General features: G+C 69.7%; 17 protein-coding genes. 6 read left to right on the top strand and 11 right to left on the bottom strand.

What is annotated here, in order from left to right; translation table 11 throughout:
- Nucleotides 1-11: 11 nt before the first annotated feature.
- From ABD736_RS03200 to rplU, 8 genes are all read right to left on the bottom strand, one after another.
- Nucleotides 12-1,022 (bottom strand): hypothetical protein, encoded by a 1,011-nt coding sequence (locus tag ABD736_RS03200; RefSeq protein WP_344790287.1) that lies wholly within the window; start codon nt 1,020-1,022, stop codon nt 12-14.
- Entirely contained in the window at nt 1,019-1,621 is a 603-nt protein-coding gene (gene nadD, locus ABD736_RS03205; protein WP_344790288.1) for a nicotinate-nucleotide adenylyltransferase, read from the bottom strand. The genes ABD736_RS03200 and nadD overlap by 4 nt, the downstream gene beginning before the upstream one ends.
- Nucleotides 1,622-1,646: 25 nt before the next feature.
- Entirely contained in the window at nt 1,647-1,880 is a 234-nt protein-coding gene (locus tag ABD736_RS03210) for a hypothetical protein (protein ID WP_344790289.1), read from the bottom strand.
- A 40-nt stretch (nt 1,881-1,920) separates the two neighbouring features.
- On the bottom strand, nt 1,921-3,216 hold the full coding sequence (locus tag ABD736_RS03215) for a glutamate-5-semialdehyde dehydrogenase (protein ID WP_344790290.1): 1,296 nt from the start codon (nt 3,214-3,216) through the stop codon (nt 1,921-1,923).
- 10 nt (nt 3,217-3,226) lie between these two features.
- Nucleotides 3,227-4,027 carry a glutamate 5-kinase gene (gene proB / locus ABD736_RS03220; RefSeq protein WP_344790291.1) on the bottom strand — a complete coding sequence of 267 codons (801 nt, stop codon included), beginning with the start codon at nt 4,025-4,027 and terminating at the stop codon, nt 3,227-3,229.
- On the bottom strand, nt 4,005-5,537 hold the full coding sequence (obgE, locus tag ABD736_RS03225; RefSeq protein ID WP_344790292.1) for a GTPase ObgE: 1,533 nt from the start codon (nt 5,535-5,537) through the stop codon (nt 4,005-4,007). Before obgE ends, proB begins: the two co-directional genes overlap by 23 nt.
- 89 nt (nt 5,538-5,626) lie before the next feature.
- Nucleotides 5,627-5,884, bottom strand: coding sequence for a 50S ribosomal protein L27 (gene rpmA / locus ABD736_RS03230; RefSeq protein WP_344790293.1), 258 nt, complete (start codon nt 5,882-5,884; stop codon nt 5,627-5,629).
- 33 nt (nt 5,885-5,917) lie between these two features.
- A complete protein-coding gene (gene rplU / locus ABD736_RS03235) occupies nt 5,918-6,226 on the bottom strand; it encodes a 50S ribosomal protein L21 (protein WP_344790294.1) in 309 nt (102 codons plus the stop codon).
- Nucleotides 6,227-6,429: 203 nt separating this feature from the next.
- On the opposite strand from rplU, the gene ABD736_RS03240 reads away from it, so the two are divergent.
- Nucleotides 6,430-6,696, top strand: coding sequence for a DUF4031 domain-containing protein (locus ABD736_RS03240; protein WP_344790295.1), 267 nt, complete (start codon nt 6,430-6,432; stop codon nt 6,694-6,696).
- Here the strand turns inward: ABD736_RS03240 and ABD736_RS03245 are convergent.
- Nucleotides 6,667-9,117 carry an Rne/Rng family ribonuclease gene (locus ABD736_RS03245; RefSeq protein WP_344790296.1) on the bottom strand — a complete coding sequence of 817 codons (2,451 nt, stop codon included), beginning with the start codon at nt 9,115-9,117 and terminating at the stop codon, nt 6,667-6,669. The two genes, ABD736_RS03240 and ABD736_RS03245, sit on opposite strands and share 30 nt — an antisense overlap.
- A 259-nt stretch (nt 9,118-9,376) precedes the next feature.
- Between ABD736_RS03245 and ABD736_RS03250 the strand changes: the two genes are divergently transcribed.
- A complete protein-coding gene (locus ABD736_RS03250) occupies nt 9,377-9,988 on the top strand; it encodes a vitamin K epoxide reductase family protein (RefSeq protein ID WP_344790297.1) in 612 nt (203 codons plus the stop codon).
- On the opposite strand, the gene fdhD is transcribed toward ABD736_RS03250, so the two are convergent.
- Entirely contained in the window at nt 9,969-10,826 is an 858-nt protein-coding gene (gene fdhD, locus ABD736_RS03255) for a formate dehydrogenase accessory sulfurtransferase FdhD (protein WP_344790298.1), read from the bottom strand. The genes ABD736_RS03250 and fdhD overlap by 20 nt on opposite strands.
- 47 nt (nt 10,827-10,873) lie before the next feature.
- Here fdhD and ABD736_RS03260 point away from each other — a divergent pair, with 47 nt between their 5' ends.
- Entirely contained in the window at nt 10,874-11,152 is a 279-nt protein-coding gene (locus tag ABD736_RS03260) for a DUF6457 domain-containing protein (RefSeq protein ID WP_344790299.1), read from the top strand.
- On the opposite strand, the gene ABD736_RS03265 is transcribed toward ABD736_RS03260, so the two are convergent.
- A complete protein-coding gene (locus ABD736_RS03265; protein WP_344790300.1) occupies nt 11,149-13,464 on the bottom strand; it encodes an FdhF/YdeP family oxidoreductase in 2,316 nt (771 codons plus the stop codon). The two genes, ABD736_RS03260 and ABD736_RS03265, sit on opposite strands and share 4 nt — an antisense overlap.
- Before the next feature lie 24 nt (nt 13,465-13,488).
- Between ABD736_RS03265 and ABD736_RS03270 the strand changes: the two genes are divergently transcribed.
- The 3 genes from ABD736_RS03270 to ABD736_RS03280 are packed head-to-tail and all read left to right on the top strand — an operon-like array spanning nt 13,489 to nt 15,670.
- Nucleotides 13,489-14,700: a molybdopterin molybdotransferase MoeA gene (locus ABD736_RS03270; protein ID WP_344790301.1), complete on the top strand. Its 1,212-nt coding sequence runs from the start codon at nt 13,489-13,491 to the stop codon at nt 14,698-14,700.
- The gene (gene mobA / locus ABD736_RS03275) at nt 14,693-15,259 is read left to right on the top strand and encodes a molybdenum cofactor guanylyltransferase (RefSeq protein WP_344790303.1); all 567 of its coding nucleotides are present in this window, start codon (nt 14,693-14,695) and stop codon (nt 15,257-15,259) included. The genes ABD736_RS03270 and mobA overlap by 8 nt, the downstream gene beginning before the upstream one ends.
- A gap of 45 nt (nt 15,260-15,304) precedes the next feature.
- Nucleotides 15,305-15,670, top strand: coding sequence for a VOC family protein (locus tag ABD736_RS03280; protein WP_344790304.1), 366 nt, complete (start codon nt 15,305-15,307; stop codon nt 15,668-15,670).
- Nucleotides 15,671-15,673: the final 3 nt, after the last annotated feature.

The raw sequence follows: 15,673 nt of genomic DNA on the forward strand, positions 1-15,673 counted from the left end.
ATCTCTCTGGTTCAGAAGACGTGGAAGACGAAGCCGGCGATGATCGCGCCGACGACCCCGAGCGCCGCGACTCCGCCCGCGGAGACGCCGACGATCGCGCCGACTTTGTGACTCGTCTTCTTCGGCGGAACGATGTTGGTGCTGACCGTCGGGACGTGCGTCGAGATCGCACGGGTCGCCGCTACCGGCTCGACGCTCGAGTTCGGCGCCGCATCGCGGTCGTGCTGATCCAGCAGGTGGTCGATATCAGGGCCGTCGAAGTGGCCCTGGATCTGACCCGTCGAGCCGAGGCCCCGGGGCAGGTCGATCGAGCCCGTGAGCAGGATCTCGCCGGTCGCGTTCAGCGGCCCGGTCATGTCCGCGGCAGAGGGGATGACCGGCAGGATCAGCGCGTTCGAGGTGGTGGTGGCCCCTGAGGCATCCGCCACACCCGACGCGATCACGTCGTCGAAGGTCTCGTTCGCGCCGAGCGACCAGTGGCCGGTCGGCGGCTGGTAGGCGCGCACCTCGCCCGTCGTCGGCCCGACGGGAGCATCGTCGATGACCTCGGGCTCTGCAGCGGTGAACGCGGCAGGGATGGCCGGCTTCGGAGCCTCCGAGATGACTGGCGGGGTCGGAAGCGACGGCTGCGGCAACGGTAGAGACGCGATGGGAAGCGACGCGACAGGAGCCTCGGTGATGGGCTCGGCGGCGGGAGCGGCCGGCTTCTCTTCCTGCGGCTCGGAGATCGGTGCCGACTGGATCTCTTCTGCATGCTGCAAGGCACGCAGCTGACGGCGCGTCAATGGCACCACGGCGGCGGCCGGAGCAGCGGGCTCGGATTCTTGCGCAGGCGGCGGTGCCGGGGCATCCGTGGAAATCACCGGCCGCAGATCCGCAGGCTCTGGTGCGGGCGAAGCGGAGAAGGGAAGCGCGACGGCGGGAACCTGCTGCTCGCCGGTCGCTTCCATCTGTGCAGCCCGCTCCATCTCGCGGAGCTGACGGCGCGTCAGCGGCGGCTGCTGATCCTGCCTCAACGTCATGCCACGCTCCGATACAGATGATGCTTGGAGATGTACTGGACAACGCCGTCAGGAACCAGGTACCAGACGGGGAAGCCCCTGCTCACCCGGCTGCGGCAATCCGTGGAGGAGATCGCCAGTGCCGGAACTTCCAACAAGCTTACGTCGCCCTTCGGCAAACCTGTAATGCTCAGTTCATGTCCCGGACGACTCACAGCGACGAAGTGGGCCAGCTCCCAGAGCTGCTCGACGTCGTGCCAGGTGAGGATCTGGGCGATCGCATCGGCGCCTGAGATGAAGTAGAGCTCATCGTCCGGCCGTTCCGCCTTCAGGTCGCGCAGCGTGTCGATCGTGTAGGTCGGGCCGGGGCGATCGATGTCGACGCGGCTCACGGTGAAGCGCGGGTTGGATGCCGTCGCGATGACGGTCATCAGATAGCGATGCTCCGCCGGGCTCACCGGCCCCTTCTGCCACGGCTGGCCGGTCGGCACGAAGACCACCTCGTCGAGGCCGAACGACTGGGCGACCTCGCTCGCCGCGACCAGGTGGCCGTGGTGGATCGGGTCGAAGGTGCCGCCCATCACGCCGACCCGTCGTCGACCGAGCTGAGGCACGACCATCTGTGTAGGCGGCTGCCGCTGAAGCCTAGTGGTGGCCCGGGTGGCCCGAGCCGTGCGACTCGGAGCCGGTCGAGGTCATGTGCTGCGCGGCGTCAGGGTCGCCGGACGCGCGGTGGCGCAGCGAGACATCCTTGTAGCTCCACGTGACGGCGCCGAGGAAGATGAACACGACCGCGCCGATGATGCCGTAGACGATCGCCGGGATGGGCAGCTCGTGCTCCTGGTACTCGAACGCGGCGAGGACGGCGGTGTGCAGCATTGCGGATCGGTTCCTTTCGACGTGGGGCGTCAGGCTCAGTCTATCGGCGGATCTGCCCGGAGCCGCGCACCAGCCACTTCGTGCTCGTGAGCTCTGGCAGACCCATCGGGCCGCGGGCGTGCAGCTTCTGCGTCGAGATGCCGACCTCTGCGCCGAAGCCGAACTCGCCGCCGTCGGTGAACCGCGTCGACGCGTTGACCATGACGACCGCAGAGTCGACCTCGGCGAGGAAGCGGTCGGCGTTGCCGAGGTCATTGGTGATGATGGATTCGGTGTGGCTCGTCGAGTACCGCCGGATGTGGTCGATGGCCTCGTCGAGGTCGTCGACGACGCGCACGGCGAGGTCCAGGCTCATGTACTCGGTCGCCCAGTCCTCGTCGGTCGCGGGCACCGCGTCGGGGAAGACCGCCCGCGCGCGCTCGTCGGCACGGATGGTGACCCCGGACTCCCGCAACGCGCCGAGCACGGGGGGAAGGAGCCTCGCCGCGGCATCCGCATGCACGAGCAGCGTTTCGACCGCGTTGCAGACGCTCGGGCGCTGCACCTTCGCGTTGCGCACGATGTCGACGGCCCAGTCCTCGCGCGCGCTCGCGTCGAGCACGATGTGCACGACTCCTGCGCCGGTCTCGATGACGGGCACCGTCGACTCGGTGACGACGGTCTGGATCAGCTGCGCGCTGCCGCGTGGCACAAGCAGATCGACCCAGCCGCGCGCGCGCATGAGCTCGGCGGCGCCGCGGCGGCCGAACTCGTCGATGGTGTGAACGGATGTCCCGGGAAGCCCTGTGCGCGCGAGTGCACCCTGGATCACTGCGACGAGCACGCGGTTGGTGCTCTCGGCGGCCGACCCGCCGCGCAGCACCGCGGCATTGCCGCTCTTGAGCGCGAGCGCCGCGATGTCGACCGTGACGTTCGGGCGCGCCTCATAGATGGCGCCGACCACACCGAACGGCACACGCACCTGCTCGAGGTGCACGCCGTTCGGCAGGGTCTTGCCGCGCACGGACTCCCCCACGGGGTCGGCGATGGCGACGATGTCGAGCACCGCGTCAGCGAGACCCTGCACACGCTGGGGGGTCAGCGTCAGCCGGTCGAGCAGGCCCGTGCTCAGCCCGTCGGCTTGGCCGCGGGCAAGGTCGTCGGCGTTCGCGGCGACGATCTCGTCGACGTGCGCGAGCAGGTCCTGCGCGATGGCCTCCAGCGCCGCGTCCTTCGCGGCGGTGTTTGCGGTCGCCAGTGCGCGCGCCGCGAGCTTCGACTCGTCGAGCTTCGCGTAGAAGGCGGCTGAGTCGAAGTCGCCGGTTGTGGGCGCCGTTGCGTTCTCGAGCAGGGACATGCAGGTCAGTCTAGTTTTTGCGCGCGGGCTCGAAGTAGGTGCCGACGGATGCCCCGTCCAGAGCGTCTGCGACGAGATCCGTCGACGTCAGCACCACCGCGATGCCGGCTTCGGCGGCGTGGCGCGCCGCAGAGACTTTGGTGACCGCTCCCCCGGTGCCGACCCCGTTGACCGTGGTCGCGCCGATCTCAACACCGGCCAGCTCGTCGTCGATGCCGACATACGGAATGACCTCGGCACCGGGCTCCTGCGGCGGCTTCGTATACAGCGCGTCGACGTCAGAGAGCAGCACGAGCACCTGCGCCCCGATCAGCCGCGCGACGAGCGCCGCGAGCCGGTCGTTGTCACCGAAGCGGATCTCGTGGGTCGCGACCGTGTCGTTCTCGTTGACGATCGGCAGGATGCGCAGCTGCAGCAGCCGTTCCATCGCGCGCTGCGCGTTCTCGCGGTGGGTCAGGTCCTCCATGTCGTTGGCCGTGAGCAGCACCTGGCCGGCGACGATGCCATAGGGGTCGAGGGCGGCCTGATAGCGATGCACGAGCACGTTCTGGCCGACGGCGGCCGCGGCCTGCTGGGTCGCGAGGTCATCTGGGCGCGACTCGAGCTCGAGGAACGGCATGCCCGTCGCGATCGCGCCGGACGAGACCAGCACGATCTCGACGCCGCGACGGTGCGCTGCCGCGAGCGCGAGCACCAGGGGCGCGATCTGCCACGAGTTCTCGCCGCTGATCGACGACGAGCCGACCTTGACGACGATCCGCGTGGCTGCTGTGACGACGTTCCGAGTGCTAATCGTCGTTCCTTTCGACATCTTCCCCGTCGGCATCGGTCCAGATGCCCGCCTCGCGCTCTGCGTCCAGCTCGGCGCGGGCGGCGGCCTTGCCGTCCATGCGGTCGTAGTACTGCTCGCGGCGCTCGCGGCGCGTGGCCCGCGAACTCTGGCTGAGTCGCTCGTCGGTGCCGCGCGGAGCGGTGACGAGTTCGGCGGTCGAGGTCAGGGTGGGCTCCCAGTCGAACACGATGCCGCCGCCCGGGCCGATCACGACGGTGTCGCCGGCGACCGCGCCCGCCTCGAACAGGCCGTCTTCGACACCCAGCTTGGCCAGGCGGTCTGCGAGGAATCCGACCGCCTCGTCGTTCTGGAAGTCGGTCTGCGCGACCCACATCTCGGGCTTCTGGCCCAGCACGCGATAGTACGTGCCGTCGCTGCCGCCCTCGACCTTGATGGTGAACGGCGCGGCGTTGACCGCCTGCGGGCGCATGACGATGCGCGGGCGCTCCTCCTGCTCGGCCGCAAGGCGGGTGCGCTCGGCCTCGACGACCTCCGCCAGCGCGAACGACAGCTGCCGGAGGCCCTCGTGGCTCACGGTCGAGATCTCGAAGACCCGGAAGCCGCGCGACTCGAGCTCGGGCCGCACGAAGTCGGCCAGGTCCTTGCCGTCGGGCACGTCGATCTTGTTCAGCGCGACGAGCTGCGGGCGCTCGAGCAGGGGCACCTGGCCGGCCGGCACGGGATACGCCGCGAGCTCTGCCTGAATGACCTCGAGGTCGGAGATCGGGTCGCGGCCGGGCTCGAGCGTGGCGCAGTCGAGCACGTGCAGCAGCGCGCTGCAGCGCTCGACGTGGCGCAGGAACTCGAGGCCGAGGCCCTTGCCCTCACTCGCGCCCTCGATGAGGCCGGGCACGTCGGCGACCGTGTACCGGACGTCGCCGGCCTGCACGACCCCGAGGTTCGGCGTCAGCGTGGTGAAGGGATAGTCGGCGATCTTCGGCTTCGCAGCCGACAGCGCGGCCACGAGAGACGACTTGCCCGCCGAGGGGTAGCCGACGAGCGCGACATCCGCCATCGTCTTCAGCTCGAGCTCGACGTCGCCCTCCCACCCGGGCGTGCCCAGCAGCGCGAAACCAGGTGCCTTGCGCTTGGGGTTCGAGAGCGCCGCGTTTCCGAGGCCGCCGACGCCGCCTGCGGCCACGACGAAGCGCATGCCGGGCTCGTTCAGGTCGACGAGTTCCTCGCCCTCCGGCGTCTTCACGACGGTGCCGACCGGCACGGGCAGCTCGAGGTCTGCTCCCCGCGCGCCGTGGCGCATGTCGCCCATGCCGAAGCCGCCGTTCTCGCTCGACTGGTGCGGGCGGCGGTGATACCCGAGCAGGGTGGTCACCTGCGGGTCGGCGACCAGCACGATGTCGCCGCCGTGGCCGCCGTTGCCGCCGTCAGGGCCGGCGAGTGGCTTGAACTTCTCGCGGCGCACGCTCACGCAGCCGTTTCCGCCGTGACCGGCCCGCAGATGCAGGGTCACGTGGTCGACGAACGTCGCCATGAAAGTCTCCTCAGGGAGCGGGGTTGTTCAGGAATAGCGAAGGGGCGGGCCGAAGCCCGCCCCTTCATTGAATCTCAAGGATTCGACGATTACGCCTCAGCCGCCACGATGTTGACGACCTTGCGACGGCCCTTGACGCCGAACTGCACGGCACCGGCCGACAGCGCGAACAGCGTGTCGTCGCCGCCGCGGCCCACGTTGGCGCCGGGGTGGAAGTGGGTGCCGCGCTGGCGGACGATGATCTCGCCGGCGTTGACCTGCTCGCCGCCGAAGCGCTTCACGCCGAGGCGCTGCGCGTTCGAGTCGCGGCCGTTGCGAGTGGAGCTTGCGCCCTTCTTGTGTGCCATCTCTGTGCCTCTATGTCTCTCGAGCCCTGGGGACTACTTGATGCCGGTGACCTTGACGCGCGTGAGCTCCTGGCGGTGGCCCTGGCGCTTCTTGTAGCCGGTCTTGTTCTTGAACTTCTGGATCACGATCTTCGGGCCGCGGAGGTCGCCGAGGACCTCAGCGGTCACCGTCACCTTGGCCAGGGCCTTGGCGTCGGAGGTGATCTTGTCGCCGTCGACGAGCAGCACCGGCGCGAGCGAGACGTTGCCGTTCTCGTCAGCCTTGATGCGGTCGAGCGTCACGATGGTGCCGACCTCGACCTTCTCCTGCCGACCGCCGGCGCGCACAACTGCGAAAACCACTTCAGTACCTACTTCTCCGGGGAGCGAACTCGCTCCGATGCTTGAAAATTGGGGTTGATCACCGGCCGGTGACGGCTCGGGAAACCTGGGCTTGAGCGCGGCGAAAGCCAGCGCACGCCAACAATCAAGGGTACTTGATGCGGCATGCTCGGTCAAACCGAGGCCAGCCTCGCGCACGGGGCACTCAGCTAGGCTCGACGCCTATGACCGTGCTGATCGACCAACCTGCATGGCCGGCTCACGGCACGCTGTGGTCGCACCTGGTCAGTGATGCGTCTCTTCAAGAGTTGCATGCCTTCGCTGGGAAAGCCGGAGTGCCACGCCGTGCGTTCGATCTGGACCACTACGACGTGCCGGCCGAGCGCTACGACGAGCTCGTCGCCCTCGGCGCTCAGCCGGTGTCGATGCGTCAGCTCGTCGAGCGGCTGCGCGACAGCGGGCTACGCGTCCGCGCCGTCGACCGCCGCTGACTGACCGCTCTGCGTCGTCAGCGCACCCGTCGAGACCCGGCGGCTGCGGCGCGGCTGCTTCGCGGGCAGCGAGTCCAGCACGGAGTCGAGCAGCTGCTCGGTCGCCTGCGCGTTGACGGGACGCGGTTCGGCCTTGGCCTGGGGCTGCGGCGTGGGCAATTCGATGACGGATGCCTCATGCTGCGGCTCCTCGTGCGCAGGGGCCTGCGGCGTGGCATCCCCCGCCCCTCCCCCGCTGCGCGCGCGGCGCGAACGCGATCGACGGCTGCGGGGTGCCTCCTCCGCGGCAGCCTCCTGTTCAACCGGGGCCTCGGCCTCGACGACCTGCACGGGCGCGGTGACCGGGTGGCCGAGCGTCGAGGCCGCGATGCGGGCCAGGCTGTTGCGCGCCTCCTCCGTCAGCTGGTGCGTGCCCTCGTGGGCGTGCGCGCCATTGCCGTTGCCGTTCGACGAGCCGCCGTTGCCGTTGCCGCCGCGCTCACCGCGGCCGCGGCGCCGCTCGCTGCCGCGCTCGGGCTGCTGCGCACGGTGCTTCACGACGGGGTCGTGGTGGACGATGATGCCGCGGCCGGCGCACACCTCGCACGGCTCGCTGAAGGTCTCGAGCAGCCCGAGTCCGAGCTTCTTGCGGGTCATCTGAACGAGGCCGAGCGAGGTGACCTCCGCCACCTGGTGCTTGGTGCGGTCGCGGCTCAGGCACTCGACGAGGCGGCGCAGCACGAGGTCGCGGTTCGACTCGAGCACCATGTCGATGAAGTCGACGACGACGATGCCGCCGATGTCGCGCAGACGAAGCTGCCGGACGATCTCTTCAGCGGCCTCGAGGTTGTTCTTCGTGACGGTCTCTTCGAGGTTGCCGCCTGAGCCGACGAACTTGCCGGTGTTGACGTCGATGACGGTCATGGCCTCGGTGCGGTCGATGATCAGCGAGCCACCGGAAGGCAGCCACACCTTGCGGTCGAGCGCCTTCTCGATCTGCTCGGAGATGCGGAACTCGTCGAAGGCGTCGTCCTTCGTGCCGCTGTACGGCTCGACGCGGTCGAGCAGGTCGGGGGCGACGTGGCCGAGGTAGCGCTCGATCGTCTCGCGGGCGTCGTCACCCTGGATGACCATCTTCTGGAAGTCCTCGTTGAAGACGTCGCGGACGATCTTGATGAGCAGGTCGGGCTCGCTGTGCAGCAGCGCCGGCGCCTGCACCTTCTCGACGGCCTCACGGATCGAAGCCCACTGCGCGGTGAGGCGGTTGACGTCGAGCGTCAGCTGCTCCTCGGTCGCGCCCTCCGCCGCGGTGCGCACGATGACGCCGACGTTGTCGGGAAGGACCTCTTTCAGGATCTTCTTGAGGCGGGCGCGTTCGGTGTCAGGCAGCTTGCGGCTGATGCCGTTCATGGAGCCGTTCGGCACGTAGACCAGGTACCGGCCCGGCAGCGAGACCTGGCTCGTGAGGCGGGCGCCCTTGTGGCCCACGGGGTCCTTCGTGACCTGCACCAGCACCTTGTCGCCGGGCTTGAGCGCGAGCTCGATGCGGCGCGGCTGGTTCTTCTCGCCGGACTCGGCCTGCGCGGCTTCCCAGTCGACCTCGCCCGAGTAGAGCACGGCGTTGCGGCCGCGGCCGATGTCGACGAAGGCGGCCTCCATGCTGGGAAGCACGTTCTGCACCTTGCCGAGGTAGACGTTGCCGATGAGCGAGGCTTCCTGGCTCTTGGCGACGTAGTGCTCGACGAGCACCTTGTCTTCGAGGACGCCGATCTGGATGCGGCCGCCCTTCGAGCGCACGACCATGGTCCGGTCGACGGCCTCGCGGCGGGCGAGGAACTCCGCCTCGGTGATGACGGCGCGGCGGCGGCCGGCGTCGCGGCCGTCGCGGCGGCGCTGCTTCTTGGCCTCGAGCCGGGTAGAGCCCTTGACCTTCTGCGGTTCGGTGATGAGCTCGGGCTCGCGCTTGGCCGGCTTCTCGCGCTCGCGCGGCTGGTCATCGGATGCCCCGCCCGAGCCGCCGCGGCGACGGCGACGACGCGTGCCGGTGCCGCCGGAATCGGCATCCCCGGTCTCTTCGTCGTCATCGAAGGGCGGAAGCGCGAGGGCGGGCGGCGCCTGGAAGAGCAGCATCGTCGTCGGTGCGGGGCCGGTCAGCGGCACCTGCTGGGTTCCGACGACGGGAACCGGCGTGGTGAGCGGCTGAGGAAGCGCCGGCGCAAGCGGGTGGTCCTGATCGGCGGCGACCGCTTCCTCGTCGATCGACGTCTCGGCGGAGGGCGCTGCGGGAGCTTCGGGCTGCGGCTGGGGCTGGGGCTCGGGCTCCGGCGTCACCGGCTGCGCGACCGCTTCACCCTCGTCTGCCTTGCGGCGACGCCCGCCGAAAAATCGCCCACGACGCTTTCCTGCGTCAGCCGAACCGTTGTATTCATCTTTTTCCACCATCACTGGTGCACTCCTCGTACCGTGCGGGCGGAGCCTGGGCCCCGTCGCCACGGGAACTCTCACGGGGCAGCTTCTGCAGCTGCCGCAAATCCTTCACTCGGCGGGCCGTGTCGGGCCGCCTGCTCGTGTTCGCTGTGGGAACACGAAAACCTTGTCTTCGTCACGGCCATCGTCCGCCTCGCGGGATGGCCTGCATCTCATTATCGCACGGCGTGTCTTCCGCAGGTTCATGCCTAACGCGGCATGCGATACTCACCTCGTGTCGCAGACCCTGCCCGAAACCGCCGAGCGCCCCCGCCACCTCGCACTCGCCATTCTGCTGATCGTCGGTGGCGCGCTCGGGCTCCTCGCCTCGTTCTCGCTCACGCAGGACGACTTCACGCTGCTCGCGCACCCGGACGCCCAGCTCGGCTGCACGATCTCTGCGTCGCTGCAATGCGGTCAGAACATCCTGTCGTGGCAGGGCCGGGTGTTCGGCTTCCCGAACCCACTGCTCGGGCTCATGATGTTCCCTGCACCGGTCATCGTCGGCGTCGCACTGCTGGGCCGCGTGCGTTTCCCGAACTGGTTCTGGCTGCTGTTCAATCTCGGCCACTGGTTCGCGATCGGCTTCATCGCGTGGCTGTCGACCGAGAGCATCTACAACATCGGCACGCTGTGCCCGTGGTGCGCGCTCGTCTACGCCGTCGTGATTCCGATGTGGCTTGCGGTCACCCTGCACAACATGGCGACCGGGCGGTACGGCAGGGCGTTCATCTCCGTCGGAAGCGGCCTCATCTCGTGGGTTCCGCTGCTGTCGCTCGCCCTCTATGTCGTGATCGCGCTCGAGGCGCAGCTGCGACTCGACCTCATCAGCCAGCTGTTCCACTGAGCGCGGGAACGCGCAGCCGCTCGGCACCCGCGTAAACGTTCATCGACTGGCCGCGCAGGAATCCGACGAGGGTCAGGCCGGACGCCGCGGCGAGCTCGACCGCCAGCGAAGACGGCGCAGAGACCGCGGCGAGGATCGGGATGCCGGCCATCACGGCCTTCTGCGCGAGCTCGAAACCGGCACGGCCGGACACCATGAGCACCGTGCCGGAAAGCGGCAGCCGGCCGTGCAGCACGGCCCAGCCGACCACTTTGTCGACGGCGTTGTGCCGACCGACGTCCTCGCGCACGACGAGCAGCTCGCCCGTGCCCGCATCGAAGAGGCCTGCGGCGTGCAGGCCTCCGGTCTTCTGGAAGACCGCCTGCGCTGCGCGCAGCCGGTCGGGAAACGTCGCGAGGAGCGTCGCGTCGAGCGCGGCCGCGTCGGCGGCCACGTCGTAGTTCGACACGGTTTCGACCGCTTCGATGGATGCCTTGCCGCACAGCCCGCACGAGCTGCTGGTGTACACCGAGCGCGCGAGGTCGGGGGTCGGGGCGGGAACGCCCGGCGCGAGAGTCACGTCGAGCACGTTGTACGTATTCTCGACGCCCCCGGTTCCCGGCCCGCCGCAGTGGATCGCCGAGCCGAACTGCGCCGCGTGGGCGATCACGCCTTCCGAGACGAGGAACCCGGCGGCCAGCTCGACGTCGTTGCCCGGTGTGCGCATCGTCACGGCGAGCGGCAGGCCGCCGACCCTGATCTCGAGCGGCTCCTCGACCACGAGCGTGTCTGGCCGCCGGTGCGGCTCGTGGCCTAGCGTGATCCTGGTGACGGGCCGATGCGCCGTGATGCGTCCCATGCGGCCATGCTAAGTCGCCCCGGCCTGCGCTGATCGAGGAGGAACCCATGTCAGAGAGCTCGTCCCGTTCGCTTCCGCCCGAAGCCCTCGACGAGTGGGCTGCTGCGCTGCGCGAGCGCTTCGGCCTTGACGCCGAGCAGTTGCCGATCGCCCTGATTCTGGACCTCGCGGGCGATGTCGCGCGAAGCGTCGCCCGGCCCGCAGCGCCCTTCAGCGCCTTCGCCGCGGGGCTCGTGGCGGGGCGCGCAGGCGCCACTCCCGACGACATCGCCGCGGCGGTGGCATCCGTCACAGAATTGGCGGCCGGCTGGGCGCCGGAACACTAGGCCTCGTCCGCCCGCTTCTCGAGACGGACGATGATCGACTTCGACGTGGGCGTGCGGCTGCCCTGCGCGTAGGAGTCGAGCGGCACGAGGACGTTCGTCTCCGGGTAGTACGCGGCCGCGTTGCCGCGCGGCGTGCTGTAGGTCACCAGTCGGAACTTCTCCGCCCTGCGCTTGACGCCGTCGCGCCACTCTGAGACGAGGTCGACGAGCTCGCCGTTCTCGAAGCCCAGCTCACGCAGGTCGTGCGCGTTGACGAGCACGACGCGGCGGCCGTTGTAGATGCCGCGATAGCGGTCGTCCGAGCCGTAGATCGTCGTGTTGTACTGATCGTGCGAGCGGATCGTCTGGAGCAGCAGCCGGCCCTTCGGGATGCGCGGGTACTGCAGCTCGTTCGCCGTGAACATCGCCTTGCCGGTCGCCGTGGCGAAGGTGCGCGAGTCGCGCGCCCCGTTCGGCAGCACGAAGCTGCGGCCGCCGTCGATGCGGGTCTCGAAATCGTCGAAGCCCGGAACGACGCGCGAGATGTGCGCGCGGATGCGTCGATAATCGCCCTCGAGCGCGCGCCAATCCGCCTGGGGTGCATTCGACCGGGCATCCGGCCCCGTGAAAATGAGTGCGCCCAGACGCGCGAGGATCGCGACTTCGCTGAGCAGGTCCTCGGCGGGCGGCGCGAGGCGGCCGTGCGACCCGTGCACGGCGCTCATCGAGTCCTCGACGGTGACCTTCTGCAGACCGGCGTCGCGCCGATCGCGGTCGGTGCGGCCGAGGGTCGGCAGGATGATCGCGCGTCGCCCCGTGACCAGGTGCGAGCGGTTGAGCTTCGTCGACACCTGCACCGTGAGCTCGGTAGTGCGCAGGGCGGCCTCGGTGACCTCGGTGTCGGGCGTCGCCGAGGCGAAGTTGCCGCCGACGGCCATGAAGACCTTCACCTTGCCATCGCGCATCGCCTCGATCGCGGCCACGGTGTCGTAGCCGTGCTCGCGCGGCGCGGTGAAGGCGAACTCGCGGTCGAGTGCGGCCAGGAACGCCTCGCCCGGCTTCTCCCAGATGCCCATGGTGCGGTCGCCCTGCACGTTCGAGTGGCCGCGCACCGGGCAGACGCCGGCGCCCGGCTTCCCGATGTTGCCGGTCAGGAGCAGCACGTTGACGATGTCGCGCAGCGTCGGCACCGCGTGCGCGTGCTGCGTGAGGCCCATGGCCCAGCACACGATCGTCGAGTTCGACCGTGCGATCGCGTCGGCGACCGCCCTGATCTCGCTTTCGGGGATGCCGCTCGCCTCGACGAGCTCAGCCCAGTCGGCCGCCTCGAGCGCGGCGCGGTAGTCGTCGAATCCGCTCGTGCACTGCGCGATGAACTCGTGGTCGAGCACGTCGCCGCGCTGCGCCTCGAGCTCGAGCAGCCGCTTGCCGACCGCCTGGAACAGCGCCTGGTCGCCGCCGAGCTTGATCTGCAGGTAGCGGTCGGCGAGCTTGGTGCCGCCGAGCAGCACCCCGCGCGGGGTCTGGGGGTTCTCGAATCGCAACAGTCCGGCCTCGGGCAGCGGGTTGATCGCGATGATCGTCGCGCCGTTCTGCTTGGCCTTCTCAAGGGCACTCAGCATGCGCGGGTGATTCGTGCCCGGGTTCTGACCGGCGACGATGAGCAGCTCGGCGTTCTGCACGTCGACGATCGACACCGTGCCCTTGCCGACGCCGAGCGTCTCGGTCAGCGCCGTGCCGCTGGATTCGTGGCACATGTTGGAGCAATCGGGCAGGTTGTTCGTGCCGAGCCCGCGCACCAGCAGCTGATAGAGGAAGGCCGCCTCGTTCGAGGTGCGACCCGAGGTGTAGAACACCGCCTCGTTCGGATCGGGCAGCGTGCGCAGCGCTGTGGCGACCTCGCTCAGCGCGTCGTCCCACGAGATCGGGCGGTAGTGGGTCGCGCCCTCGTCGAGGATCATCGGATGCGTGAGCCGCCCCTGCTGGCCCAGCCAGTAGTTGTCCCGCTCGAGCAGCTCTGCGACCGAGTGCTGCGCGAAGAACGCGGGGCCGACCCGGCGCAGCGTCGCCTCTTCGGCGACGGCCTTCGCGCCGTTCTCGCAGAACTCGGCGATGTGGCGGCGCTCATTCTCTGGCCACGCGCAGCCCGGGCAGTCGAAGCCGTCCTTCTGATTGACCCGCAGCAGCGTCTCTGCGCTGCGCACCACGCCCATCTGATCGACCGACATGCGCATCGACCTGACGATGGCGGGGACGCCGACGGCCACCCGCTTCCGATGCCCCGTGCGCAGTTCCGACTCGTCGATTCCGGTCTTCGGGGCCTTCTTCGCCATGACCGTATGCTAAGTCGCATCCTTATGTTCTCGGTCGCGCAGCACCTCGATCTCGTTCTCGCGCAGTGCGCTCCGCTCGCGCCCGTGACAGCGCCGTTGACGGCCGCCAGGGGGCTGGTTCTTGCTTCGCCTGTCGTGGCGGCGCACGCACTGCCGCCGTTCGACAACGCCGCCATGGACGGCTACGCGCTGCGCTTCGCGGACGTCGCGTCGGCTGCGCCTGATGCGGCGGTGAGTGTGCAGGTGGTCGCGGACGTTGCGGCCGGCAGCGCAGCCGACCCGCCGCTTGCGCCCGGTGAGGCGGCGCGCATCATGACGGGCGCGCCGATGCCGACGGATGCCGACACCGTCGTTCCCCTCGAAGAGACGACCTCGGGCTCCGCCTTCCCGGCGAGGGGCTGTGTCGACGTCATGCGAGCGGCGCGCGAAGGTGCCCATGTGCGGCGCGCGGGCGAGGAAGCGCAGGCCGGCGCGGTCGTGCTCGACGCCGGAGTGCCGCTCGGGCCGCGGCAGCTGGCGGCAGCGGCGGCGGCCGGGAGCAGCGAGGTCACTGTTCACCCGGCGCCGCGAGTCGCCGTGTTCGCCACCGGTGACGAGCTGGTCACGCCGGGCGCTCCGCTCGCGCGTGGGCAGCTGTGGGAGTCCAATTCGCTGCTGCTCACCGAGCTGGTCACGGCTGCCGGCGGTTCCGTCACGCACGTCGAACTCGCGAGAGACGAGCGCGAGGCCCTGCGCGCGCGGGTCGCGACGGTTCAGGCATCCGTCGACCTCATCGTGATCACGGGCGGCGTCGGCGCCGGCGCGTACGACGTCGTGCGGCAGGCGTTCGGCGACGTGCTCGACTTCCGCGAGGTGGCGATGCAGCCCGGCAGGCCCCAGGCGTTCGGGCGCGTCGGCGGCGGTCCGCCGATGTTCGGGCTGCCGGGGAACCCGGTGGCGGCCGCCGTGTCGTTCGAGGTGTTCGTGAGGCCGGCGATCGCGCGCCTGCGGGGCCTGACGGGCGAAACGCGCACGTTCACGGCGACGGCGGCGGAGGGCTGGCGGGTCCGTGCGGATCGGCAGCAGTATCTTCCCGTGATCGTCGACGGCCGCCTCGTGCGGCCTGCCGGTGCGGGGCGGTCGCACTTCGTGGCGCGGCTCGCTCAGGCCGATGCCTATGCCGTCGTGCCGCCCGGGATCGGCGACGTGCGAGCCGGCGACGCGGTGACCGTGCTGAAGGCGACCGGCGATGGCTGAGGGTCTGGGCGCGATCGTGCTGGCGGGCGGCCGCGCCACGCGGCTCGGCGGCGTGGACAAGGCTGCGCTTGAGCTTGACGGTGTGCCCTTGCTCAGCCGCGCCGTGGCGGCAGCCCACGCGGTGGGCGCCCGCTCCGTCGTCGTGGGGCCCGAGCGACCGGGGTTCGGCGTCGAATGGGTGCGGGAGGAGCCGCCGTTCGGCGGCCCGGTGGCCGCAATCGCAGCCGCGCTCCCCCGCATCGATGCCGAATGGGTGCTCGTGCTCGCCGCCGATCTGCGCTCGCCCGACGCTGTCGTGGCCGTGCTCATCACGGCCGATTCAGGCGATGACGGATGTCTGCTCGTCGACCCCGATGGCCGCCCGCAGTGGCTCTGCGGCATCTACCGCACGGCCGCGCTGAGTGAGGCGCTGGCCGCGCTCGGCGACCCGGTCGGCGCGTCGATGAGGGCGCTGCTCGGCGGGTTGCGGCTCGCGAGGCATCCGGTCGGCTCTGAGGTCGTCGGGGACATCGATACGCCGGCCGACGTCGACGACGCCGGTATTGAGCTGCCCGACTGACCGGTGCCGCTTACCGATGTCGGCGGTCTGGGCCAGCATGTGCGCATGGCATTGACATTCACAGGCGTTGTCGTCGACAGCGCTGACCCGGCGCGGGTCGCCGACTTCTGGGCAGCCGCGCTCGGCTGGTCAGGGCGTTCATCGGGCGAGCGAGGCGAGGTGATCATCGAGCCCGCCGAGGGCGAGACACGGTATGGGCCGCCGAGCATCGTGTTCCAGCCGGTTCCCGAGCCGAAGAGCGTCAAGAACCGTGTGCACCTCGATCTGTACGCCGACGATCAGGGGGCCGAGGTGACGCGACTCGAGACCCTCGGCGCAAGACGCGTCGACGTCGGCCAGGGCGACGGTCGATCGTTCGTCGTGCTGGCCGACGTCGAGGGAAACGAGTTCTGCGTGCTCAGCGAGTGGTGAGCC

It is taken from the genome of Gryllotalpicola daejeonensis, assembly GCF_039538145.1.
GTDB lineage: Bacteria > Actinomycetota > Actinomycetes > Actinomycetales > Microbacteriaceae > Gryllotalpicola > Gryllotalpicola daejeonensis.

Bases quoted from the DNA above. Each gene is read 5' to 3' on its own strand.
- ABD736_RS03245 (WP_344790296.1), bottom strand. From the start codon at position 9,117: ATGGTGGAAAAAGATGAATACAACGGTTCGGCTGACGCAGGAAAGCGT.
- obgE (WP_344790292.1), bottom strand. From the start codon at position 5,537: ATGGCGACGTTCGTCGACCACGTGACCCTGCATCTGCGGGCCGGTCAC.
- proB (WP_344790291.1), bottom strand. From the start codon at position 4,027: ATGTCGAAAGGAACGACGATTAGCACTCGGAACGTCGTCACAGCAGCC.
- mobA (WP_344790303.1), top strand. From the start codon at position 14,693: ATGGCTGAGGGTCTGGGCGCGATCGTGCTGGCGGGCGGCCGCGCCACG.
- ABD736_RS03270 (WP_344790301.1), top strand. From the start codon at position 13,489: ATGTTCTCGGTCGCGCAGCACCTCGATCTCGTTCTCGCGCAGTGCGCT.
- ABD736_RS03210 (WP_344790289.1), bottom strand. From the start codon at position 1,880: ATGCTGCACACCGCCGTCCTCGCCGCGTTCGAGTACCAGGAGCACGAG.
- ABD736_RS03215 (WP_344790290.1), bottom strand. From the start codon at position 3,216: ATGTCCCTGCTCGAGAACGCAACGGCGCCCACAACCGGCGACTTCGAC.
- nadD (WP_344790288.1), bottom strand. From the start codon at position 1,621: ATGGTCGTGCCTCAGCTCGGTCGACGACGGGTCGGCGTGATGGGCGGC.
- ABD736_RS03280 (WP_344790304.1), top strand. From the start codon at position 15,305: ATGGCATTGACATTCACAGGCGTTGTCGTCGACAGCGCTGACCCGGCG.
- ABD736_RS03240 (WP_344790295.1), top strand. From the start codon at position 6,430: ATGACCGTGCTGATCGACCAACCTGCATGGCCGGCTCACGGCACGCTG.
- fdhD (WP_344790298.1), bottom strand. From the start codon at position 10,826: ATGGGACGCATCACGGCGCATCGGCCCGTCACCAGGATCACGCTAGGC.
- ABD736_RS03260 (WP_344790299.1), top strand. From the start codon at position 10,874: ATGTCAGAGAGCTCGTCCCGTTCGCTTCCGCCCGAAGCCCTCGACGAG.
- ABD736_RS03265 (WP_344790300.1), bottom strand. From the start codon at position 13,464: ATGGCGAAGAAGGCCCCGAAGACCGGAATCGACGAGTCGGAACTGCGC.
- rpmA (WP_344790293.1), bottom strand. From the start codon at position 5,884: ATGGCACACAAGAAGGGCGCAAGCTCCACTCGCAACGGCCGCGACTCG.
- ABD736_RS03200 (WP_344790287.1), bottom strand. From the start codon at position 1,022: ATGACGTTGAGGCAGGATCAGCAGCCGCCGCTGACGCGCCGTCAGCTC.